This window comes from Leifsonia sp. Root227 (genome assembly GCF_001428745.1).
Lineage (GTDB): Bacteria > Actinomycetota > Actinomycetes > Actinomycetales > Microbacteriaceae > Leifsonia.
In genome coordinates this window covers 829,519-850,729 of the sequence record NZ_LMIO01000004.1, presented here as the reverse complement: position 1 = coordinate 850,729, position 21,211 = coordinate 829,519, and the positions used below count along the sequence as shown (strand labels likewise).

The 21,211-nt window shown below is 68.3% G+C and carries 19 protein-coding genes; 10 read left to right on the top strand and 9 right to left on the bottom strand.

From position 1 onward, the window contains the following. Positions 1–22 precede the first annotated feature (22 nt). From ASE16_RS18795 to ASE16_RS18760, 8 genes are all read right to left on the bottom strand, one after another. Positions 23–2,806, bottom strand: coding sequence for an FAD-binding and (Fe-S)-binding domain-containing protein (locus ASE16_RS18795; RefSeq protein ID WP_055898712.1), 2,784 nt, complete (start codon positions 2,804–2,806; stop codon positions 23–25). Beyond that, positions 2,803–3,492, bottom strand: a complete 690-nt coding sequence (locus ASE16_RS18790) for a PIG-L deacetylase family protein (RefSeq protein WP_055899104.1) — start codon at positions 3,490–3,492, stop codon at positions 2,803–2,805. Before ASE16_RS18790 ends, ASE16_RS18795 begins: the two co-directional genes overlap by 4 nt. Positions 3,493–3,554: 62 nt before the next feature. Beyond that, the gene (locus ASE16_RS18785) at positions 3,555–4,439 is read right to left on the bottom strand and encodes a carbohydrate ABC transporter permease (protein ID WP_055898708.1); all 885 of its coding nucleotides are present in this window, start codon (positions 4,437–4,439) and stop codon (positions 3,555–3,557) included. Further along, positions 4,439–5,407: a carbohydrate ABC transporter permease gene (locus tag ASE16_RS18780; protein WP_082581583.1), complete on the bottom strand. Its 969-nt coding sequence runs from the start codon at positions 5,405–5,407 to the stop codon at positions 4,439–4,441. Before ASE16_RS18780 ends, ASE16_RS18785 begins: the two co-directional genes overlap by 1 nt. Before the next feature lie 96 nt (positions 5,408–5,503). Next, entirely contained in the window at positions 5,504–6,808 is a 1,305-nt protein-coding gene (locus ASE16_RS18775; RefSeq protein WP_055898706.1) for an extracellular solute-binding protein, read from the bottom strand. A 32-nt stretch (positions 6,809–6,840) separates the two neighbouring features. Beyond that, complete coding sequence (locus ASE16_RS18770) at positions 6,841–7,815, bottom strand: GNAT family N-acetyltransferase (protein ID WP_055898704.1); 975 nt, start codon at positions 7,813–7,815, stop codon at positions 6,841–6,843. Between the two features lie 132 nt (positions 7,816–7,947). Beyond that, positions 7,948–9,150, bottom strand: a complete 1,203-nt coding sequence (locus ASE16_RS18765; protein WP_055898700.1) for an exo-beta-N-acetylmuramidase NamZ domain-containing protein — start codon at positions 9,148–9,150, stop codon at positions 7,948–7,950. Between the two features lie 66 nt (positions 9,151–9,216). Next, positions 9,217–10,086, bottom strand: a complete 870-nt coding sequence (locus tag ASE16_RS18760) for a MurR/RpiR family transcriptional regulator (RefSeq protein ID WP_055899097.1) — start codon at positions 10,084–10,086, stop codon at positions 9,217–9,219. Between the two features lie 158 nt (positions 10,087–10,244). On the opposite strand from ASE16_RS18760, the gene ASE16_RS18755 reads away from it, so the two are divergent. From ASE16_RS18755 to mgrA, 9 genes are all read left to right on the top strand, one after another. Beyond that, the gene (locus tag ASE16_RS18755) at positions 10,245–11,165 is read left to right on the top strand and encodes an N-acetylglucosamine kinase (RefSeq protein WP_055898697.1); all 921 of its coding nucleotides are present in this window, start codon (positions 10,245–10,247) and stop codon (positions 11,163–11,165) included. After that, the gene (gene murQ / locus ASE16_RS18750; protein WP_235500648.1) at positions 11,158–12,099 is read left to right on the top strand and encodes an N-acetylmuramic acid 6-phosphate etherase; all 942 of its coding nucleotides are present in this window, start codon (positions 11,158–11,160) and stop codon (positions 12,097–12,099) included. Before ASE16_RS18755 ends, murQ begins: the two co-directional genes overlap by 8 nt. Positions 12,100–12,217: 118 nt before the next feature. Then, positions 12,218–12,832: a GNAT family N-acetyltransferase gene (locus ASE16_RS18745; RefSeq protein WP_055898694.1), complete on the top strand. Its 615-nt coding sequence runs from the start codon at positions 12,218–12,220 to the stop codon at positions 12,830–12,832. Positions 12,833–12,888: 56 nt separating this feature from the next. Then, on the top strand, positions 12,889–14,160 hold the full coding sequence (locus ASE16_RS18740; protein ID WP_055898692.1) for a sensor histidine kinase: 1,272 nt from the start codon (positions 12,889–12,891) through the stop codon (positions 14,158–14,160). Next, on the top strand, positions 14,157–14,834 hold the full coding sequence (locus ASE16_RS18735; RefSeq protein ID WP_055898690.1) for a response regulator transcription factor: 678 nt from the start codon (positions 14,157–14,159) through the stop codon (positions 14,832–14,834). Before ASE16_RS18740 ends, ASE16_RS18735 begins: the two co-directional genes overlap by 4 nt. A gap of 121 nt (positions 14,835–14,955) precedes the next feature. After that, positions 14,956–15,840, top strand: a complete 885-nt coding sequence (locus tag ASE16_RS18730) for an ABC transporter ATP-binding protein (RefSeq protein ID WP_055898687.1) — start codon at positions 14,956–14,958, stop codon at positions 15,838–15,840. Continuing rightward, a complete protein-coding gene (locus tag ASE16_RS18725; protein ID WP_055898684.1) occupies positions 15,837–16,961 on the top strand; it encodes an ABC transporter permease in 1,125 nt (374 codons plus the stop codon). The genes ASE16_RS18730 and ASE16_RS18725 overlap by 4 nt, the downstream gene beginning before the upstream one ends. Before the next feature lie 24 nt (positions 16,962–16,985). Beyond that, a complete protein-coding gene (locus ASE16_RS18720) occupies positions 16,986–17,246 on the top strand; it encodes a LapA family protein (protein ID WP_055898681.1) in 261 nt (86 codons plus the stop codon). A gap of 75 nt (positions 17,247–17,321) precedes the next feature. Then, positions 17,322–18,359 (top strand): L-glyceraldehyde 3-phosphate reductase, encoded by a 1,038-nt coding sequence (gene mgrA, locus ASE16_RS18715; RefSeq protein WP_055898679.1) that lies wholly within the window; start codon positions 17,322–17,324, stop codon positions 18,357–18,359. Positions 18,360–18,409: 50 nt separating this feature from the next. Here the strand turns inward: mgrA and ASE16_RS18710 are convergent, their stop codons facing one another. Further along, on the bottom strand, positions 18,410–19,117 hold the full coding sequence (locus ASE16_RS18710; protein ID WP_082581580.1) for an SOS response-associated peptidase: 708 nt from the start codon (positions 19,115–19,117) through the stop codon (positions 18,410–18,412). Positions 19,118–19,663: 546 nt separating this feature from the next. Here ASE16_RS18710 and ASE16_RS18705 point away from each other — a divergent pair. Then, positions 19,664–21,205 (top strand): sugar transferase, encoded by a 1,542-nt coding sequence (locus ASE16_RS18705; protein ID WP_055898673.1) that lies wholly within the window; start codon positions 19,664–19,666, stop codon positions 21,203–21,205. Positions 21,206–21,211: the final 6 nt, after the last annotated feature.

Here is a 21,211-nt window from a genome sequence, read left to right as displayed (position 1 = left end):
GTACGCACGGGGCGGAAACTGTTCAGTCCTGCTGCCTGGTCGCGCGCTCCAGGTGCACCAGGATGTGCTCGTAGTCCTCCCCGACCGCCCTGGTCATCCCGAGCTCGCAGGTGCGATTGGTGGACGCGTATGCGTCGAAGCTGCCGGAGGCAACCTCTGCTGCTTCGGCGGCGGTGGCGCTGGCCGTCAGCTCGGGATGCAGCAACCCCCTGTCGCCCGCGAAGGCGCAGCATCCCCAGGCGACCGGTGTCACGACCTCGGCCGCGATAGAGGAGGCGAGCGACGTCAGGACCGGGTCGATACCCAGTTGCGCTGACGAGCAGGTGGGGTGCAGGACCATCGAGCCGATCGGCTCGGTGACCGTCAGGGCCGGCAGCAGGTGTTCGCCGGCGAAGGCGATGCTGTCGACGACGCGGAAGCCGGCCGATTCCGCCATCAGGGCGAGGCCCTCCGTACAGCTGCTCGCGTCGCACACCACGGGCAGGCGCCCGCCGTCCGTCGCCTCGGTCAGTACCTCGCGCACCCGGTCGGACATCCGTTCGTAGCCCGCCGTGTACCCCTTCGACTTCCACGGGGTTCCGCAGCAGAGCGAGCCGATGCCGTCCGGCACCGACACCTCGACGCCCGCGCGCTCGCACAGAGCGATGAACGCCTCTGACGCCGACAGAGCACCACCAGGCGCTCCGAACATTGTGCCCACGCAGGCGGGGAAGAACACGGCGACAGGCTCGGCGGCCGCGCGCGCACGGCGAGCGCGACCTCCGCCTGGAAGCTCAGCGGAGTAGAGAGGAACCTGGTCGGCGCCCAGCAGGGAGCGGCCGACCACCGTCGCGGCTTTCACCGCGGGAGCTGGCAGAGCCTTCGCGATGGTGAGCGCCGCGCCCGCCGCGGCCGTGACAGCGCCCCACTGACGGGACGCTCCACCCCAGACCGCAGCGGCCGGACCCGCGGCCGTCTCCGCACGAAGCCGCCGCACCAGGTCGCCGGTGTTGATGCCGACGGGGCACGCCGACTGGCACATCCCGTCGACGGCGCAGGTCTCGACGCCCTGGTACTCGTAGTCGGACCGCAGTTCCTCCAGCAGCTCGCTGTCGCCTCTGCGCTCGGCGTCCGCCATCTCCCGGCGCAGCACGATCCGCTGCCGAGGAGTGAGCGTGAGGTCGCGCGACGGGCAGGCCGGCTCGCAGTATCCGCACTCCACACAGCGATCGACCTCCGACTCGACGGTCGAGGTGATCTTGAGGTCGCGCAGATAGGAGTCGGGGTCGTCGGAGAGCAGGACGCCGGGGTTGAGCATCCCCGTCGGGTCGAAGAGGCGCTTGATCTCCCACATCACCGCGTACAGCTCGTCGCCGTATTGCCGGGAGACGAAGGGCGCCATCACCCGGCCCGTGCCGTGCTCCGCCTTGAGCGAGCCGCCGAACTCCAGCACCAGGTCGACCATCGCCTCGGTGAACGCGCGATAGCGAGCGAGCAGCTCCGGCTGGTCGAAGCGCTCGGTGAGCATGAAGTGGACGTTGCCGTCCTTGGCGTGGCCGAAGATCACCGAGTTCTCATAGCCGAACCGGTCGAACAGCGCGATCAGGCCGTCGCAGAACGCCCCGAGATTCTCGACGGGCACGGCCACGTCCTCGAGCAGCGCGGTCGTCCCGGACGGCCGCGCTCCTGCGACCGCGGTGTACAGGCCCTTGCGGAGGTGCCACAGGGATGCGCGCCGTGCCGGCTCAGGGGACAGGACGACCGCATCCACCACGGGCAGCGCATCCAGTACGGCTGCGGTGCGGCGCCGTTCGGCGGCCAGCGTCGCGGCGTCCCCCGCCTGGAGCTCGATGAGCAGGGCAGCGTGCCGATCGACCGCGAGCGCCGCGATGTCGTCCGGGCAGTCGGGGAGCTGCCGCGCCACCCGCAGCGAGGTCGCATCCATCAGCTCAACGGTGGCGAACCCGGCGTCGGCAAGAACACTCGTGGCTGCCGCAGCGTCCGCCAATGTGCGGAAGACGGCGAGCCCCGTGGCGACGGAGCCGAGCACGGGAACGGTGCGGAACGTGGCGGACGAGATGAAGCCGAGGGTGCCCTCGCTGCCGATCATCAGGTGCGCGAGGATGTCGACAGGTCGCTCGAAGTCGAGCAGGGCGTTCACACCGTAGCCCATGGTGTTCTTCCTGCTGAACAGCCGCTCGACGGTTGCGACGGACGCGGGATCGGCGAGCACGCGTTCGCGCAGCCTGGTGAGACCGGAGTGCAGCTCAGGCTCGGCGCTCGCCAGGGCGGCGTCGGCGTCCGGCAGGGCGGTGTCGACCACCGTCCCGCTCGGCAGCACCACGACCAGCGACTCCACCGTGCGATACGAGTTCTGCGTGATCCCGCACACCATGCCGCTGGAGTTGTTGGCGAGGACGCCGCCGATGGTGCACGCCACCTCGCTCGCCGGGTCGGGGCCGAGCTTGCGTCCGTGTCTGGCGAGCGAGGCGTTGACCTGCCTGACCGTGGCTCCGGGGCCGACGCGCACGCGCATCCCGTCGTCGAGCACGCGGATGGCGCGGAAGTGCCTGCGTGTGTCAGCAAGCACCCCCGCGGTCGAACCCTGCCCGCTGAGGCTGGTGCCGCCGGAGCGGAAGGTGAGGGACGTGCCGGCCGCGCGCACTCTGCGCATCAGGTCGGCCACGTCGCCCACCGTCTCCGGCGACTCCACCGACGACGGGATCAGGAGGTAGTGCGACGCGTCGTGCGCGATCGCGTGCCTCCTGGTTGCGCCCGTCGCGCCCGTCACGCCGGTCGTGCGCTCGGCAGGGGCTGCGATGCTCACGGCCCGGCGAGCTCGAACTTCGAGCTGCCGCCGACGGTGAAGCCGCAGGCGCGCTCCGTGCCGACGAGGCATCCCTTCGCCGACATCATCGCGGTGTAGTAGTCGATGTAGCGGAAACCGTACGTCTCTCCGCGGGCGAACGCCTGGTTCTGGATGGCGGCACGCCAGATGTCGAACGCCTCCTGCGGGATCGGCACGTACAGGTCCGGTTGGAAGCCTTCCGCGTCCTCCCAGTTGTCCGCGTGCAGCACCTGCTTCACGCCGTGGCGGCCGAGCGGGCTGTCCAGCGGGAGCGAGGCGAGGAATCTGGCACGCTCGGCGAGGATCGCCGCGCGCTCGTGATCCCTGTGGATGCTCGTGGTCCAGTGGGTGATGATGATCTCCGGCTTCTCCGCCCGGATGATGTCCGCCAGCTGGTTCGCGGCCTCGTCGTCGTCCGGCAGGAACCCGTCCGAATAGTCGAGCACCCGGAACTCCGCACCGATGTCCGCGGCGAACTGCTCACCCTCGCGCACCTTCTGGACGCGGTACTCGTCCGGGCTCAGCGTGGGGTGTCCGCGCTCGCCGTACGTGCACGCGACGATGATCGCGCGGTCGCCGTCGAGCACCATCTTGGCGAGGGTCGGCCCCGCCGTGAGGTCCATGTCTCCGATGTGCCCGCCGATGGCGAGGACTGTCCTGCTCACGTAGTGCTCCGTTTCTGGTTGGTCGTGCGATTCGAGGTGCACATCCCGCTACTTCATGCCGCTTACTTCATGCCGCTGAGCATCACGCCGCGCACGTAGTACTTCTGGAAGAACAGGAAGATGATCAGCACCGGGATGGTGCTGATGACGATTCCGGCCATGACGATGGGCATGGTGCGGTTGGGGTCGATGAAGCTCTGCAGCAGCTGGATGCCGACGGGGAGGGTCATCAGGTCGGAGTTGGTCGACGCGATCAGCGAGGTCCAGATGTAGTCGTTCCACTGGCCGACGAACGTGATCAGCCCGAGGGTGATGGCGACCGGCTTGGCCTGCGGAAGCACGATGTTGTAGAACAGCCGCCACTCGCCGGCACCGTCGATGCGCGCCGCCTCCAGCATCTCGTTCGGCACGCTCACCATGAACTGCCGCATCAGGAAGATTCCGAAACCGCTGACCAGGAACGGGAGCATCAGCGAGACGATGTTGGTCGTCATGCCGCCATCTCCGCCCTGGCCCAGGATGTTGTTGCCTCCGACGAGCGGCCAGTTCACCATGATGAGGAAGTCGGGGATCAGCAGCAGGAACGGCGGGAGCATCATCGTCGCCAGGATGAACCGGAAGATCACATCCCTGCCGCGGAAGCGCAGCTTGGCGAGCGCGTATCCCGCCATCGCCGAGGTGATCAGGACGGACACGGTCACCACCACGGTCACGATCACGCTGTTCATGAACAGACGCCCGAGCTGCAGCTGATCGAACGCGGCGCTGTAGTTGCTCCACGTGAAGTCCTCCGGCAGGAAGTGGTACGGCAGGACGCCGTACTCGCCAGGTCCCTTGAAGGAGCTGAACAGCATGTCCAGGAACGGCAGCGCCATCACCACGCCGCCGATCGCGACGAGGGCGTAGGAGAACCAGGGGGTGCGGACTCGTTTGTTGCGCGCGGCCATCAGTCGTCGTCTCCCGAACGTCGGCTGACCCAGAGCTGGATCAGCGTGATGATGAAAATGATCACGAACAGCACCATGGCCATCGCGCTCGCTGTCCCCCACGCACCGAACTTGAAGGCCTGCTGGTACATCTCGAACGCGGCGACGTTCGTGGAGTTGACCGGGCCGCCGTCCTTCGTCATCACGATGATGAGCGCGAAGGACTGCAGTCCGGCGATCACCTGGGTGATGAAGACGAAGACCAGGGACGGCCGGAGCAGGGGGAGGGTGATGCCCCAGAACGTCTGCCAGCTGTTGGCGCCGTCGATCTCCGCGGCCTCGTACACCGTGCGGTCGATCGACTTGATGCCGGCGGTCAGGATGAGCACCGCCGCCCCGATGGAGGCCCACGCCTGCACGACGGCGACGGACGGCAGCGCGATCTTCGGGTCGGAGAGGAAGCCGATCGAGTTGATGTGCAGCGCGTTGAGCAGGCCGTTGATGAGGCCGGACGGCTGGTACATCATCTTCCAGACGTTGCCGATGGCGACGACGGTCGCGACGACGGGCAGGAAGTAGAGGAAGCGCCAGAAGCCCTGGAACTTGAGCCGCTCGATGCACTGCGCGACCAGGAGAGAGCCGGCGACGGCGAGGACGACGGACATCGCAGCGAAGACGAGCGTGTTCACCAGGATCGGCGACAGGAACGTGCTGTTGAAGTTGAGGATGTCCGAGTAGTTCTCCACCCCGATGAACTTGATCTGGGTGAGGTCGTACCCTCCCCACTGCGAGAGCGAGAGGAAGATCGCGAAGAACGACGGCAGGATCAGGAAGATCAGGAAGAAGAGGAGGGACGGCGCCAGGAACAGGTAGCCGGCGCGCCCCTCCCTCCTGAACCGCCTGGATCGCGTCTTGGACGGCGCTGACAGCTCCGTCTGGCCGAGTTGGCTCGTCGCTTCGCGCGTCGCGCTCGCGTACATTCCAGTCATATGTCGTCTCCGCCTGTCGGGGCTGGTACGCCCGGTGGGCTGTTCGGGGGTAGAGGCTGGACAGGGCTGCGGGGGCAGCCCTGCCCAGCCGGATTGCTACTTGCGGTCGATCTCGGCGTTCAGGTTCTTGAAGGTCTGATCGACGGGAGCGTTGTTCACAAGAATCTCGTTGAGCGCGTTGTGCAGCGAGGTCTTCGCCTTGTACGCGTTGGCGGCGTTGGACTCGGCCATCGCGTAGCTCGCCGCGTCGTAGATCGGCGTCAGGTTCGCGTCCTCCGCCTGCAGCTTCGGGCCGAGGATGTCGGCGTCTGCCTTGCGCGGCGGGATGAGACCGTTGGTGGCCAGGAAGTCGCCCATCTCGGTGACGCCCTCCTTGTTCTTGTTCGAGTTCAGCCAGGTGAGGAACTCCCAGGCCTCCTTCTTGTGCTTGCTGCCGGAGTTCACACCGGTGAAGAAGGAGTATGCGAGCGAGCCCTCCTCACCGGCCTTCGGGCCTGGCACAGGAGCCGTGCCGACGTTGGAGTACTCGTCCTTCATCTGGGACTTGAGGCTGCCGATCCACCATCCGGCCTGGATCGCCATGGCGACGCCGTTGCTCGGGAAGGTCTTGGTCGGCATGATCGACGTCGTCGTGGCACCGGACTTCGCGAGGTCCGCCTCGAGCTGCATCGTCTCCTTGGCCTTGCTGTTCAGCGCGGAGTCGCCCTTGTCGTTCAGGAACTTCCCTCCCGCCGAGTCCAGCAGGGAGAGGAACGGGTGGGCCGTCTGGTTGTCGCCGTCCTGGATGAGCGAGATGCCGACGACCTGGTAGTTCCCAGAGCTGTCCTTCTTGGTCGTCTTGTTCGCGATCTCCTTGAGCTCGTCCCAGGTGGCAGGCGGCTTGTCGTATCCGGCGTCGGCGAGGATCTTCTTGTTGTAGTACAGGACGTAGGTGTTGAACTCCGTCGGGTACCCGAAGACCTGGCCGCTTCCGCCGGTGACCGACGCGGCCGCCGCGGTGCTGTAGTTGTCCGTGATGTCCTTCGCGACCTCCGCCGACGGCTTGTCGAGCACGCCGTTTGCTGCGAGCTGGCCGCCCCAGAGCGAGTACGAGCTCATGATGTCGGCGCCCTTGCCGCCCGTCTGACGCACGTTGAGCGTGGTGAGGAGATCGTCGAAGTTGACCGTCTGCTGCTTGACCTGGATGTCGGGGTGGGACGAGTTCCACTCGTCGATCATCTTGGTCATGCCGCTCTTCATCGGGTCCTGGCCGTAGTGGCTCAGAAAGGTGAGCGTGACTTTGCCGTCGTCGCTGCCGGACGAACCGGTACCGCTGCAGGCGGACAGCGCGAGCGCTGCCGCACCGACGACGAGTGCCGCCTTGGCGATTCGGCCTCGGCGGCCGAACAGTGCTGTTCTCATGGTTTTCCTCTCAGTGGTGATGACGCTGCTGTTCAGGCAGCGAGCGGCGCGTGCAGGATCGCGAATGAGCGAGTGATGGTGAAGCCGGTCTTCGTGTACAGGTATCCGGCCGCGGAAGTCTCCTCTGTCCAGAGGAACCAGGCGCTGTGGGCGCCGAGTGCGCGCATCCGTTCGAGCGTGAGGTGCAGGAGGATCTCGCCCAGGCCGGTGCCTCGGCTCTCCGGCAGCACGCCGAACGGGCCGAAGCGCTCGAGCACGTTCTCGTACGTGCCGTGCATCGCCCAGCCGAGCATGACGCCCTCCGGGTCGCGGACGGTGATGATCCGCTCGAGCGGCTGACCGCCGAGCACGCCCTCGCGGATGCCGCGGGACCAGTCCGGATTGAAGCGCGAGCCCGCGATGTCGATCAGGTCGACGAGGTCGTCTCCTGTCGGCGAGCCAAACGTCCAGCCATCCGCCCGCATCGCGGCGACCTTCTCGCGGATGCGCTCCGGCAGCTCGTAGTCGTTGAGCGTCCGGTCCATCGCGACCGATTCGTACTGCGTGGTGAACCCGAGCGACGCCAGCAGGCGAGCGGCCTCCGGGTACCGCGCCGCGTCGAGGCCGGGGAGGAAGTAGTTGGGCGTGTACGAGGAGAAGTAGACGGTCTTCGCGCCCGTACCGGCGAGCCAGTCCATGACGCTGCGGACGAGGGCGGTGCCGAGTCCCTGCGTGCGGTGGCCGGGGGTGACGAAGAAGAACGGGATCCAGCCGGAGTCCGGTTCGAGGTCCGCACCGTCGGCGGCGATGAGGCGACGGACGCCGTACGCGGCTCCGACGATCTCGCCGTCGGCCTCGGCGACCAGGAGGCCGGCCGCGTCGAAGTTGCGGTCGAGGAGGAACATGTCGCGGAATCGGTCGTACGTGATTCCATCTGCCGATGCCGCGGCCGTCCAGGCCTGGGCGATCCGGGGGCCGTCGCCACTCTGGAAGGGTCGGATCGTCGCGGTGGACGTGGACTGCTGCATCGAATCTCCTCGTGCCTTTTCACTTCGGTGTGCTGGCGCATCCTGGCCTTGGACCGAAATTACCTTCATTGATCGAACTATGTCAAGTATTTTCAACCGCCGCTATGGCTGCGGCAATCATTTACGCGTCCGTTACACGGCGGAAACGCGCGGGTACAGCAGAACGTCGTCCCCGTAGACGTCCTGAACCGGCACGACGCCGGGGTTCAGAGCCGCGGTGGGCTCCCCTGCGCGCACGGCGTCGCGCAAGGCGCTCGACCCCCAGAGCCGATCGATGGCGTAGCCGTTCTCTCCGGACTCCACCCGCTGGCCAGGCTCGAGGAAACGGAACCGGTCTGGATACAGCTCCGCGAAGGCGTCGAGCACCGCCAGCCCGGTCGACACGGGATCGAACGCCGAGCGATCGACGACGTGGAGCTGCACTCCGCGCACGGTCTCCCCCGCGTACTTGTGGAAGGTGGGCGTGAACCAGATCTCCCTGAACAGCACGCCAGGGATGCCGGCATCCCTGAGCCGCGCTGCGAGCCTTCCGTCGACATACGGCGCCCCGAGCATCTCGAACGGTCGCGTCGTCCCTCTGCCCTCGCTGACGTTGGTGCCCTCGAAGATCCCGGTGCCCGTGAACGCGTACGCCGTGTCCAGCGTCGGCATGTTCGGCGACGGCGGCACCCAGGGCAGACCGGTGGCGTCGAAGTCCGCCGTCGTATCCCAGCCGGTCATCCGGATCACGTCGAGGTCGGCGGATATGCCGTCCGCTGGCAGGTCGCGGGTGTTGAACAAGCGCGCCAGCTCTCCGGCGGTGAGACCGTGGCGCTGGTTCACGTCGCTGCGCCCGACGAAGCTGCCGAATCCGGCGACGTCCAGCCCGGGCCCGGAGACCACGGCGCCGCCCAGTGGATTCGGGCGGTCGAGCACCACGAAGCGCACGCCCGTGCGCGCAGCGCTCTGCAGGCAGTCGTAGAGCGACCACACGTACGTGTAGTACCGGACCCCGAGGTCCTGCATGTCGAACACGACGGTGTCGACGCCGGAGTCCTCGATCAGCCGGTCGAGCTCGACCCCGCTCTTCAGGTACGTCTCGACGATCGGCAGGTCCGTCCGCGCGTCGTGCGTGCTGGTCTCCGTCTCGCCGGCCTGCACGGAGCCGTTCAGTCCGTGCTCAGGGCCGAACAGTGTCGTGATCGGAGCACCGGCGTCCACCAGGGCGTCGACGCTGCGGCCGAGGTCGCGCGTGGTCCCGGTGAAGTTGGTGAGCAGGCCGATCCTGCTCCCGCCGAGAAGCCCAGGCTCCTCCGCGACGATGTCGATGCCCGTGCGGGCGCGCTGCGATGCCATGCCTATCCTTCCGTGGGCGCGCGGCATCGCACCGGCGCGCTGACGCGCACCGGGTGGAGCCGGCGCTCAGTGTTCCTCTCGGAGTTCCCTGACGATTTCGTACGTGCTCTTCAGCGCCTGCACCGTGCGGTCGTAGCGACCGCGGGCGACGCCGACGAAGATGTAGTCGACGAGCGTGAGCTGCGCGATCCTGCTCGCCATGGCGCCCGACCGGAACGTCGTCTCGCGCACCGCAGTGCGCAGAACGTCGTCCGCGTGCTCGGAGAGCGGCGAATCGGGCACGTTGGTGATGGCGACCGTGTACGCCCCTCCGTTGTGCGCTCCGCGCAGGAAGGCGTTGGTCTCCTTGGTCTTGCCGTTGTGCGAGAACCCGATCGCCACATCCCCGCTGCCGATCAGCGCCGCGGAGACGAGGGCGTCGTGCGCGTCGGTGAATGCGAGGGCGATGTGCCCGATCCGCAGCAGCTTCTGAGCGAGGTCCTGGGCGCCGGCGTTGCTCGCCCCGACGCCGAAGACCACGACCCGCTTGGCGCGCTCGACCTTGCGGACGACGCGTTCGAGCACGTCGACGTCGATGCTGTCCGCCGTCTCCCTGATCCCGAGGATCTCGCTGCTGGCGATCTTCGACACCATCTCGGCGAGGGTGTCCGTCGGGCTGATGTCCGCACCGTACGTGCCCGATCCGTTGCCGCCGAACTCGGCGGACTCCTTGCCGAGCTCGGCGGCGAGCTGCAGCTTGAGCTGCGGGTACCCGGTGAGGCCGAGCGACTGGCAGAAGCGCACGATCGACGCCTCCGAGGTGTTGCACGCCCTGGCGAGTTCGGTGATCGTGTTCTCCACGACGATCTGCGGCCGCTCGAGGATCGCGTCTGCGACGCGACGCATGGTCGGCGGGAACGATTCGACGTGCGCCTGGATGTTGGTCTGGATGCTCACAGGGAAGACACTAATGACACCGTTCGCCATGTCGGCTCCCTCCGCTCGTTTTGGTGCTTGGCGAGTCACGCTATCGACGCGCCGATCCATTTGTCAATCATTTACTTTGGATTGATGATCCATGTAAATTGTCTCTATCACCGACGGATAAGGATCACGTGAGCACAGAAGCCGTACCGAGTCACATTGCGGTCGACCTCGGCAAGACCAACTGCCGGGTGCGGATCGACGACGGCCGCGCATCCACGGAGCTGCGCGGTGCGGGATTCCCCGGACTCGCGGCAGCCGGAGGGGCCGAGCTCGCCATCGACGCGATCGCGCCGCTGGTCTCCTCTCTCGGTCAGGAAAGGCTGTCCGCGGTCGCCGAGCTGGCGATCGGCGCGGCAGGGGCGGACTCCGGCCGGGACGCGGCCAGAACCGCCGCCCTGCGCGCCCGCGAGCTCTGGGGATTCGGCGTCACCATCGCCTCCGACGTGCTCACCGCACACATCGGAGCGTTCGACGGGGAGACGGGAACAGTGCTCATCGCCGGGACGGGAGCCGTGGCCTTCCACGTGGCCGCGGACGGAGCGGCCCAGCGGTCGGACGGCTGGGGTCCGTGGCTGGGCGATGAGGGCAGCGGTCGCTGGATCGGCCAGGCCGGACTCGTCGCCGCGCTCCGGGCCTCCGACCGCCGAGGTCAGCGCACCGCACTCGAAGAGGACGCGCGCGCGATCGCAGGCGACCTCACCGGCCTGCCCAGCGCGATCATGGGCGGCCACGACGTCGCCAGGTCCCTCGCATCCTTCGCCCCCACCGTGCTGAGACGCGCGGCAGCGGGCGACGAGGTCGCGCATGGCATCGTCGACGCCGCCGTCGACCACCTGGCGACCACCGCATCCTCTGTCGCCGCTCCCGGCTCGCCGGTCAGCGTCATCGGCGGCCTCACCGACGACCCAGAGTTCCTCCGGCTGCTGCTCGACGAGCTGACCAGCCGCCACCTGTCCCCGCGCCGTCCAGCCGGATCGTCGCTGGACGGAGCGGCGACCCTCGCCGTCCGCCGCGACCTTCCCCACGAAAGGTATGCCATCCGTGTCTGACATCCTCAACAGAGAGAGACGCCCGCGCGATCTCCTCCGCGCCGAGCTCTCCACGCTCACGACCGAAGCGGTCGTGGACGACGAGCGCGACCTCGACACCCTGAGCACGGCCGACCTGGTCGCGCTGATGAACAACCACGACGAGAGCGTTCCGCCCGCCGTCGCCGCCGTGCTGCCGACGATCGCTGCAGCCATCGACGGCATCGCAGACCGGATGCGCGAGGGCGGCCGTCTCATCTACATCGGCGCAGGCACCCCAGGACGTCTCGGGATCGTGGACGCCAGCGAGTGCCCGCCCACCTTCAACGTCGACCCGTCCCTCGTCGTCGGCATCATCGCCGGAGGCGACGGTGCGATCAGGACCGCCGTGGAGAACGCGGAGGACGATCCGCAGGGCGGCGCAGACGCACTGACCGGCATCGCCCTCACGCCGCTCGACATCGTCGTCGGCATCTCCGCCTCCGGTCGCACCCCTTACGTGGTCGGCGCGCTGGAGTACGCGTCCGGCCTCGGCGCCCTCACCGTCGCGATCGCGTGCAACAGCAACTCGACGATCGGCGGCGTCGCCGATCACGCCATCGAGGTGGTCGTCGGCCCAGAGCTGATCGCCGGATCGACGAGGCTCAAAGCCGGCACGGCGCAGAAGCTCGTGCTCAACATGATCTCGACCATCGCGATGGTCCGTCTCGGCAAGACCTACGGCAACATCATGGTCGACCTGCGCGCCACGAATGAGAAGCTCCGCGCCCGCGCAGAGCGCACCGTGATGCTGGTCACCGACTGCAGCCCGGCGGAGGCCGCAGAGACCCTCGCCCAGAGCGACGGCTCCGTCAAGATCGCCATCCTGATGCTGCTGCGCGGACTCAGCGCCGACGACGCCCGCGCCTCCATGGAGACGGCGCCGAGCCTCCGCGCCGCCCTCGGCGCCGCCTGACCGTGGCGACGCTCGTCCGCGTGCTGCGAGCGATGCTCGACGCGCACCGCCCCGGGGTCAGCCTGGGGAACGTCATCGCACCGCTGCCGACGGGCGCCGTGCCGACGGGTGAGCGTGCGTGATCCGGCCGTTCAGCCCTGATGACGTGGCGTCGCTGTCCAGAGTCTGCCTCCTGACCGGCGACTCGGGCGGCGACGCCACGGGGAAGTACGAGGACGACACCCTTCTTGCGGACATCTTCCTCCTGCCGTACCTCCGGCTGGAACCGGCGTACGCCCACGTCCTCGAGCTGGGCGGGCGTGCGGTCGGTTACCTCGTCGCGACCCCGGACAGCGCGGCGTTCGCCGAGCGCTACGAGCGGGAGTGGCTTCCGGGGTTCGCGGCCGCGCATCCACTGGTCGAGCCGGCCGTCACCCCCACGCAGGTCCTCGTCCGGCTCGGCCACTCGACGGCGCACCTGGTCGGACCCGACCACGCGCTGTACCCGGCGCACCTGCACATCGACCTGCTCCCGGAGACCCAGGGCGCCGGCTGGGGCAGGAGGCTCATCAGCACCCTGCTGCGGCAGCTCCGGGATGCGGGCGTCCCCGGCGTGCAGCTCGGGGTCGGCGAGCGGAACACCGGCGCGCAGGCCTTCTACCGGCGGCTGGGGTTCGCACCGCTGCCGTCAGCACCGGACGACGGGCTGCGGCTGGGGATTCGCACGGCAGCGGCGCTCGTCGAGCGCCGCTGAGCCGCCTCCCCCGCGCGACGGATCCGCGCCCGCACATCCACCACTAGCGTTGGGGGATGACCAGCGCCCCTGTGACCGAGTGGCACCGGCCCGCCCCCGATGCGGTTGGACGCCGCAGGGACATCCTGCTGGCCGGGGTGATGACGCTCGCCATGATCGGCTCGGTGTTCCTCTATCAGCGCACCGGGCTGTACGGGACCGCCGAGGTCTGGGTCAGCATCCTGTGGGCCGTCGTCAGCGGCGGGATGCTCGCGGTGCGGCGCCGCTGGCCGGAGGCCGTGGCGCTCGGGTCGGCCATCGCGTTCTGGTGGGGCGGGGAGTTCCGGGTCGGGGAGTACCTGTTCTCGAACATCGCGCTCTTCATCGCCATCTACACGCTCGGCGCCTGGGGTCGCAGGCGCACCGTGGCGACGGCGCTGCGGCTGGCGATCATCGCCGCGATGTTCGTCTGGCTGTTCTGGAACCTGATCGTCACGGCGGGAATGACCTCGCTCGTGCCGGAATTGTCGCGCGAGGGAACGCTGTCGCCGTATGTGGCGTTCGGGCTCATCCAGATCATCATCAACCTGCTTTACTTCGGCGGCGCGTACTACTTCGGCGAGGCCGCGTACCGGTCGGCGCGCGGACGCTTCGAGCTGGAGACGCTGACCCGCGAGCTGGCGGAGGAGCGAGAGCGCACCCAGCAGCAGGCGATCGCGCTGGAACGGGTGCGGATCGCCCGCGAGCTGCACGATGTGGTGGCGCACCACGTCTCCGTGATGGGCGTGCAGGCCGGTGCCGCCCGGCTCGTGCTCGACCGCGATCCGGATGCGGCGCGCGCGTCCCTGCTGAATGTGGAGTCGAGCGCGCGGACGGCGGTCGACGAGCTGCGGCTGCTGCTCGGCGCCCTGCGCGACGACGAGCACGCGCCGACGGACAGGACCACGAGCACGCGCGGCGTCGAACACCTGCCCGAGCTCGTCGGAGATGCGACGGACGCCGGGCTCCCCACCAGCCTGCAGGTGATCGGGACCCCGAGGACCGTGCCCGCGACCATCGGGCTCTGCGTGTACCGCGTGGCGCAGGAAGCACTCACCAACACCAGGAAGCACGGCGGCGCAGGCGCGACGGCCGAGCTTCGGCTGAGGTACGAGGACGACAGCCTGGAGGTCGAGGCGTCGGACACCGGGCTCGGCCATCCCAGCCCTGGCGCACCCAGTGCAGGCCTCGGTCACCTCGGGATGCGCGAACGCGTCGCCTCCGTCGGCGGCAGCATCGACATCGGCCCTCGCAGCCGCGGCGGCTACCTGGTGCGCGCCCGCTTCCCACTTTCGGCGAAGGCGCGATGAGCATCCGCGTGCTGCTGGCCGACGACCAGGAGCTGGTGCGCGCCGGATTCCGGATCATCCTGGAGACGGACCCGTCGATCGAGGTGGTCGGCGAGGCAGGGGACGGCCAGGCCGCCGTGCGGCTCTGCGAGGAGTTGCAGCCGGATGTGGTCTGCATGGACGTGCAGATGCCGGGCGTCGACGGACTCGAAGCCACCAGGCAGATCGTCGCAAGAGACGACCTGGCGGCGAGCGTGCTCGTCCTCACCACGTTCAACCGCGACGACTACCTCTTCACCGCCCTGCAGGCGGGCGCGAGCGGCTTCCTGCTCAAGAACTCGTCGCCGGAGGAACTGGTGAACGCCGTACGCGTGCTCGCCAGAGGCGACGCGCTCCTCTCGCCGGACGTGACCAGGCAGGTCATCAGCCGGTTCAGTGCGCCAGCGGATGCGCACGCCCAGGCGGCCACGCGGGGCGCGGCGGAAGGCGGCCCCGTCGACGACCTCACCGACCGGGAGCGCGAAGTGCTCGGCCTGCTCGCCGCCGGCCTCTCCAACGGGGAGATCGCGGCCAGGCTCTACCTCGGAGAGGCGACGGTCAAGACGCACGTCTCGAAGGTCTTGCTGAAGCTCGGGCTGCGCGACCGCATCCAGGCGGTCATCTTCGCGTACGAGAACGGGCTCGCCGGGCGCTGAGCCTCGCCGCGCTGAGCCACCCCGCGCTGAGCATCCCCCTCTCGGCGGACGTCAGCAGGTGGATGCGCCGCGCGCGTCGCCGTCCGTAGCGTTGAGACCACCACGAAAGGGGACCGCGACCATGCTCGAGATCCAGAACGTCGAGAAACGCTACGGAGAACGCACCGTGCTGCGCGATGTGAGCTTCACGGTGCCGAGGTCGCGGATGACGGGGTTCGTCGGCGGCAACGGCGCGGGGAAGACCACGACGATGCGCATCATCCTCGGCGTGCTCGCCGCAGACGGAGGCACGGTGCTGCTCGACGGCGACCCGCTCACCGCAGACGACCGCCGCCGGTTCGGCTACATGCCGGAGGAGCGCGGGCTGTACCCGAAGATGAAGGTCGCAGAGCAGCTCGTCTACCTGGCACGGCTGCACGGGCTCACACCCGCCACTGCCCGCCGGAACGCGGACGCCCTCCTCGACAGGCTCGGCCTCGGCGAGCGCAGCAACGACCTCGTCGAGAGTCTCAGCCTCGGCAACCAGCAGCGGGCGCAGATCGCCGCCGCGCTGGTGCACGACCCGGAGGTGCTGGTGCTGGACGAGCCGTTCTCCGGTCTCGACCCTCTGGCCGTGGATGTGGTGGTCGGCGTGCTGCGCGACCACGCGGCATCCGGTGCTCCCGTCCTGTTCAGCTCCCACCAGCTCGACATCGTCGAGCGGCTCTGCGACGAGCTGGTGATCATCGCCGACGGAGAGGTCAGGGTCGCCGGCGGCACGGACGCTCTGCGGCGCGAGCACGGCGGAGAGCGCTACGAGCTGCTCGTCGCAGGCGACGCCGGCTGGCTCCGCGCGGTCGACGGGGTCTCCGTCCTCGACTTCGACGGCGGCTACGCGCTGTTCGAGGCCGACGACGCCACGGCGCAGGCCGTGCTCCGCCGGGCGACCGCAGACGGCGGCGTCGTCAGTTTCGGCCCACAGAACCCGTCCCTTGCACAGATCTTCCGAGAGGCCATCGGCAAATGAGCGCAACACCGTCGCACGACACCGTCCCCGCCAGCACCACTCCTCCTGCGCCGAGCTTCGCATCCGGTGTCTGGCTCGTAGCTCAGCGCGAGATGGCCACCAGGCTGCGCAGCAAGTCGTTCACGATCTCGGCCGCGATCCTCGTGCTCGGCGTGCTCGCCGCCGTGCTCCTCGGCGGGATCTTCGGTGGAAGCACGGAGAGCACCAAGGTCGCGGTGGTCGGTTCGGCTGCGCAGGTCGTCGGATCGACGGAGGGCCTCGAGTCCGTCGACGTCGCGACCAGAGCGGAGGGCGAGGAGTTGCTTCGCTCCGGTGACGTCTCGGCGATCGTCCTTCCCTCCTCCGGCACCCCGCCCGTCACGGTCGTCGGCCTGGACAGTCCACCGCAGGGCGTGCTCGCCGCGCTGAGCATCCAGCCGGACGTCGAGCTGCTCGACCCGGCGTCGCAGCCGACAGGGCTCATCTACATCGTCGCTCTCGGCTTCGGGATCGTGTTCATGATGTCCGCGCTGACGTTCGGCACGATGATCGCGCAGAGCGTCGTGGAGGAGAAGCAGACCCGAATCGTCGAGATCCTGCTGTCGACGGTGAGCGCGCGGGTGCTGCTCGCAGGGAAGGTCGTGGGCAACAGCCTGCTCGCGCTCGGCCAGATCGCGGCCATCGCGATCGCCGCCGTCGTCGGGATGATGGTGACGGGCCAGAAGGTGCTGCTCGGAACGGTCGGCCCAGCGGTCGCCTGGTTCGTGGTGTTCTTCGTGATCGGCTTCGTGCTGCTCGCGGCCATCTACGCCGCCGCTGCGTCGCTCGTCTCCCGCTCGGAGGACATCGGCTCTGTCACCTCCCCGGTGATGATCCTGATCATGGTGCCGTACTTCCTGGTCATCTTCTTCAACGACAACCCCACTGTCATGGCGATCATGAGCTACGTGCCGTTCTCCGCGCCGGTCGGGATGCCCGTGCGCATCTTCCTCGGAACGGCGGAGTGGTGGGAGCCGATCCTGTCGCTCGCGGTGCTCGTCGCATCCACTGCCGTGGTGATCGTGCTCGGTGCGCGGGTGTACTCGAACTCGCTGCTGCGCACGGGGGCCAGGGTGAAGGTGTCGGACGCGCTGCGCGGATGAGCCGGCTGGCGGCATACTGAGCGCATGAGTGCTGAGGATGCTGGGGGCCAGGACAACGCCGTCGTCCGGTTCCTGAAACGGAAATGGCTGGCCATCGTCCTGGTGGTCCTGCTGCTGATCGTCGCGATCCAGAACGGCGTCGGCAACGACCAGGCGACCATCTACCTGCTCTGGGCGCAACTGCGGATGCCGACCTGGCTGCTGGTGGTCGCGGTGTTCCTGGTGGGCGGCGTCGTGGGGTGGGTGCTCGCCAGGAACAGGGCAGCGCGGCGCGCGAAGCGCTGATTCAACTGCCGCATCCCTGAATCGGATCGCCGCCGCCTGTTGGACAGGACAGGCAGGACGCGGGAGGGTGGAGACATGGCGTACCAACCCCTCCCCGAGCGCTACGACCGGATGCAGTACCGTCGCACCGGCCGCAGCGGGCTCGACCTCCCCGCCCTGTCCCTCGGCCTCTGGCACAACTTCGGCGACGACCGTCCGTTCACGACGCAGCGCGACATCGTGCTGCGCGCGTTCGACCTCGGCATCACGCACTTCGACCTCGCCAACAACTACGGCCCGCCGTACGGCTCGGCCGAGGTGAACTTCGGCAGGATCGTGCGCGACGACCTGAAGCCGTACCGCGACGAGATCGTCGTGTCGTCGAAGGCCGGCTGGGACATGTGGCCAGGACCGTACGGTCAGGGCGGCGGAGGACGCAAGTACCTGCTCGCCAGCCTCGACCAGTCGCTCGCGCGGCTCGGGCTCGACTATGTCGACATCTTCTACTCGCACCGCCCGGACCCGTCCACGCCGCTGGAGGAGACGATGCAGGCGCTCGACACCGCCGTCCGCTCCGGCAAGGCGCTGTACGTCGGCATCTCGTCCTATGGGGCGGAGGATGCGCGCCGCGCTGCGGAGATCCTGCGCGACCTCGGCACGCCGCTGCTCATCCACCAGCCGTCGTACTCGATGCTGAACCGCTGGATCGAGACGGAAGGGCTCCTCGACACGGTCGGCGAGCTGGGCGTCGGCGTGATCGGGTTCACCGCGCTCGCCCAGGGCATGCTCACCGACAAGTACCTGAACGGCATCCCGGAGGACTCCCGCGCAGCGGCAGGCAGCTCACTCGACGCCGACTGGCTCACCGACGACGCGGTCGCGCGGCTCCGCTCGCTCAACGAGATCGCGCGACGCCGCGGTCAGTCGCTCGCGCAGCTCGCCCTCGCCTGGGCGCTCCGCGACGAGCGGGTCACGTCGCTGGTGATCGGCGCGAGCAGCGTCGCCCAGCTCGAGCAGAACGTCGGAGCGCTCGACAACCTGTCGTTCACGGACGCCGAACTCGCCGAGATCGACGAGCTGGCCGTGGATGCGGGCGTCGACCTCTGGGCGGGAGCGCGCCGAGGCGAAGTCTAGGGATACCACCGCATCCTGCGGCCGGGCTCTCCATGGCCGGACGGGAGGCGTTAGTCGATCGGCTGGATGAGTTCCGGCCCGTCGCCCGTCACCGGCCCGACGCGATCGAACGCCAGCGACTCGGCCACGCCGACGGCCGCGCGAACGGCCTCGTCGAGGAGTGCCTGGTCGCCGACGACGGTCGGGTCGACCCAGTGGTCCCACAGCTCGCGCGGCAGCGGCACGGGGTTGCGGTCGTGGATGTGCTCGAGCGTCTGCACCGCATCCGCCGTGAGGATCGTGGCCGTCAGGTGCCAGCGCTCAGGGTCGCCGTGCTCCTTCGCCGGATCGGCCCACCACGCGTACAGCCCGGCGAACCCCATCAGCTCGCCGTCCGGCAGGTGGATGAAGTACGGCGTCTTCTTCTTGGTGACCGGATCGGTCTGCCATTCGTAGTACCCGATGGCCGGGACGATGGCACGGCGCGAGGCGACGGACGCCTTGAACATCGGCTTCTCCGCCGCGGTCTCTGCCCTGGCGTTGAAGGTGGGGACCTTCGTCTTGAGCTCCTTGGACCAGGAGGGCACGAGCGACCAGCGCGCGAGCTCGATCCGACGCACGCTCGGCTCGTCCTTCTTCTTGCTCTCCAGGAAGATCGGGATGGCGTCTGTCGGGGCGATGTTCCAGCTCGGCCGCCACTCCCGGAAGTCACCGCCCTCTGCCACGAACTCCTGGATCATGTCGTCCGTCTCTTTGTCCATCGCGAACCGTCCACACATATCCCGACCATACTGCGCACCCCCGACGCACACAGCGGCCGCGACGAGATGCCGGCAACTGTCGCAAACCCCCGGGATGCGGCACGGGCACTGGTGTCTCGTCAGCGGAAGCGTGTGGATGCCGCGGCGTTTCGGCGCGCCGAAATCGCCCTCGAATCAAAAGTGAGCAATAATCACCCCCATAGAGGGCTCACGCTTAGCTGAGAAAACGATGTAATCTCACTTTTGTGAATAGGTGAGAAACAGTCACTTTCCGTTCGCTGAACAGCTCGTCGGTCTCGCGAGTGCGTCTCTCCGGTTCACGCCACCCGAAAAAGCACCATCCCGACACACGCAGGGACGACCCGTGAACCCGCATCCGCCACGTCGAGCGACCCGTTCGCTCAACCCCCTTGACCCGAGGGTCACCCGGCGTGCGCGGAGCAATGGGACGACCCTCATCAGCGGGGCCGGCGGCGGTGAAGCCGTTCGAGACCACGGCTTTCCCCCAGCCGTCGTCGGCTCTTCGGTCGGACCCAGCATCAGCAGCGCGGGGAGGGCGCTCCGATGACCGTCATCAAACCACGCCTGGCCACCATCGGCCATCCGGCCGCCGCCATCGGCCATCCGGCCGCACCGACGCATCCCCGCAGCTCTGAGCGCACCTGGGCTCGTCAGTACCGTGCGCGCCTGTTCATCACCGACACCGCCATCATCCTGGCGTCGACCCTGTGCGCGATGTTCCTGCGCTTCGGCCTCGACGACTCCGGCACGCAGTTCGCCGGCTTCCGCACCGACTACTTCACGCTCTCGATGCTCATCGCGGTGACCTGGATGTTCGCCCTCGCCGTCAACCACTCGCGCGACCCGCGCGTCGTCGGTGTCGGCGTCGCGGAGTACAAGAGGGTCGTCAACGCGAGCGCGCTCACCTTCGGTCTGCTCGCGATCGTCTTCCTCGTCGCCAAGGTCGACATCGCCCGCGGCTACTTTGTGCTTGCGCTGCCGCTCGGCGTCGTGGGCGTGCTGTTCTCGCGGTGGCTGTGGCGGCAGTGGCTCATCCGGCAGCGGATGTTCGACCACTACCTCTCCCGCGCTCTCGTTGTGGGAGGGTTCTCCGACGTCGACTATGTCGTGCGGCAGATCCACAACAAGTCGGGCGCCGCGTACCACGTGGTCGGCGCCTCCCTCGACACGGGCAAGCGCAAGGGCGCCAAGAAGGACGCCGCGATGAAGAAGCGCATCGCAGCGCCCGACCGCGAGGTCCCTGTCGTCTCCGATCTGGACGGTGTGGCAGACGCCGCGGCGCGGCTCGGCGTCGACACCGTGATCGTCGCAGGTCAGTCGCTGACCAGCGGCGATTTCGTGCGCACGCTGGCCTGGAAGCTGGAAGGGACGGCGACGGAGCTCGTGCTCGCGTCGCGCCTCACCGACGTCGCAGGTCCGCGCATCCACTTCCGCCCCGTGGAGGGGCTGCCGCTCATCCACGTGGAGATCCCGCAGTTCGAGGGCGGCAAGCACGTGCTCAAGCGCGCGTTCGACTTCTTCGCCTCCGGCATCGCCCTCGCCCTGCTCTCCCCCGTGTTCCTCGCCGTGGCCCTGTTCGTCAAGCTCGACGACAAGGGACCGGTGGTGTTCACCCAGGAACGCGTTGGCCGCAACGGCGAGACGTTCCGGATGTTCAAGTTCCGTTCCATGTGCGTCGACGCCGAAGCACGCCTCGCCCAGCTGCAGGCGAAGAGCGACGGCAACGGCGTGCTCTTCAAGCTCAAGGACGACCCGCGCGTCACCCGCGTCGGCCGCGTCCTGCGCAAGTACTCGCTCGACGAGCTGCCCCAGCTCGTCAATGTCTTCCTCGGCGACATGAGCCTGGTCGGACCGCGGCCCCCGCTGCGCTCCGAGGTCGAGGGTTACGAGAACCACGTCCATCGCCGCCTCTACATCAAACCGGGACTCACCGGGATGTGGCAGGTGAACGGGCGCTCCGACCTCTCCTGGGAGGAAAGCGTCCGACTCGACCTCTACTACGTGGAGAACTGGTCGCTCACCGGCGACCTGGTGATCATGTGGCGGACGGTCAAAGTGCTCACGCATCCCGTGGGGGCGTACTGATGCGTC

Bases quoted from the DNA above. Each gene is read 5' to 3' on its own strand.
- ASE16_RS18785 (WP_055898708.1), bottom strand. From the start codon at position 4,439: ATGGCCGCGCGCAACAAACGAGTCCGCACCCCCTGGTTCTCCTACGCC.
- ASE16_RS18780 (WP_082581583.1), bottom strand. From the start codon at position 5,407: ATGACTGGAATGTACGCGAGCGCGACGCGCGAAGCGACGAGCCAACTC.
- ASE16_RS18775 (WP_055898706.1), bottom strand. From the start codon at position 6,808: ATGAGAACAGCACTGTTCGGCCGCCGAGGCCGAATCGCCAAGGCGGCA.
- ASE16_RS18770 (WP_055898704.1), bottom strand. From the start codon at position 7,815: ATGCAGCAGTCCACGTCCACCGCGACGATCCGACCCTTCCAGAGTGGC.
- ASE16_RS18765 (WP_055898700.1), bottom strand. From the start codon at position 9,150: ATGGCATCGCAGCGCGCCCGCACGGGCATCGACATCGTCGCGGAGGAG.
- ASE16_RS18740 (WP_055898692.1), top strand. From the start codon at position 12,889: ATGACCAGCGCCCCTGTGACCGAGTGGCACCGGCCCGCCCCCGATGCG.
- ASE16_RS18735 (WP_055898690.1), top strand. From the start codon at position 14,157: ATGAGCATCCGCGTGCTGCTGGCCGACGACCAGGAGCTGGTGCGCGCC.
- ASE16_RS18730 (WP_055898687.1), top strand. From the start codon at position 14,956: ATGCTCGAGATCCAGAACGTCGAGAAACGCTACGGAGAACGCACCGTG.
- ASE16_RS18725 (WP_055898684.1), top strand. From the start codon at position 15,837: ATGAGCGCAACACCGTCGCACGACACCGTCCCCGCCAGCACCACTCCT.
- ASE16_RS18720 (WP_055898681.1), top strand. From the start codon at position 16,986: ATGAGTGCTGAGGATGCTGGGGGCCAGGACAACGCCGTCGTCCGGTTC.
- mgrA (WP_055898679.1), top strand. From the start codon at position 17,322: ATGGCGTACCAACCCCTCCCCGAGCGCTACGACCGGATGCAGTACCGT.
- ASE16_RS18710 (WP_082581580.1), bottom strand. From the start codon at position 19,117: ATGTGTGGACGGTTCGCGATGGACAAAGAGACGGACGACATGATCCAG.
- ASE16_RS18705 (WP_055898673.1), top strand. From the start codon at position 19,664: ATGACCGTCATCAAACCACGCCTGGCCACCATCGGCCATCCGGCCGCC.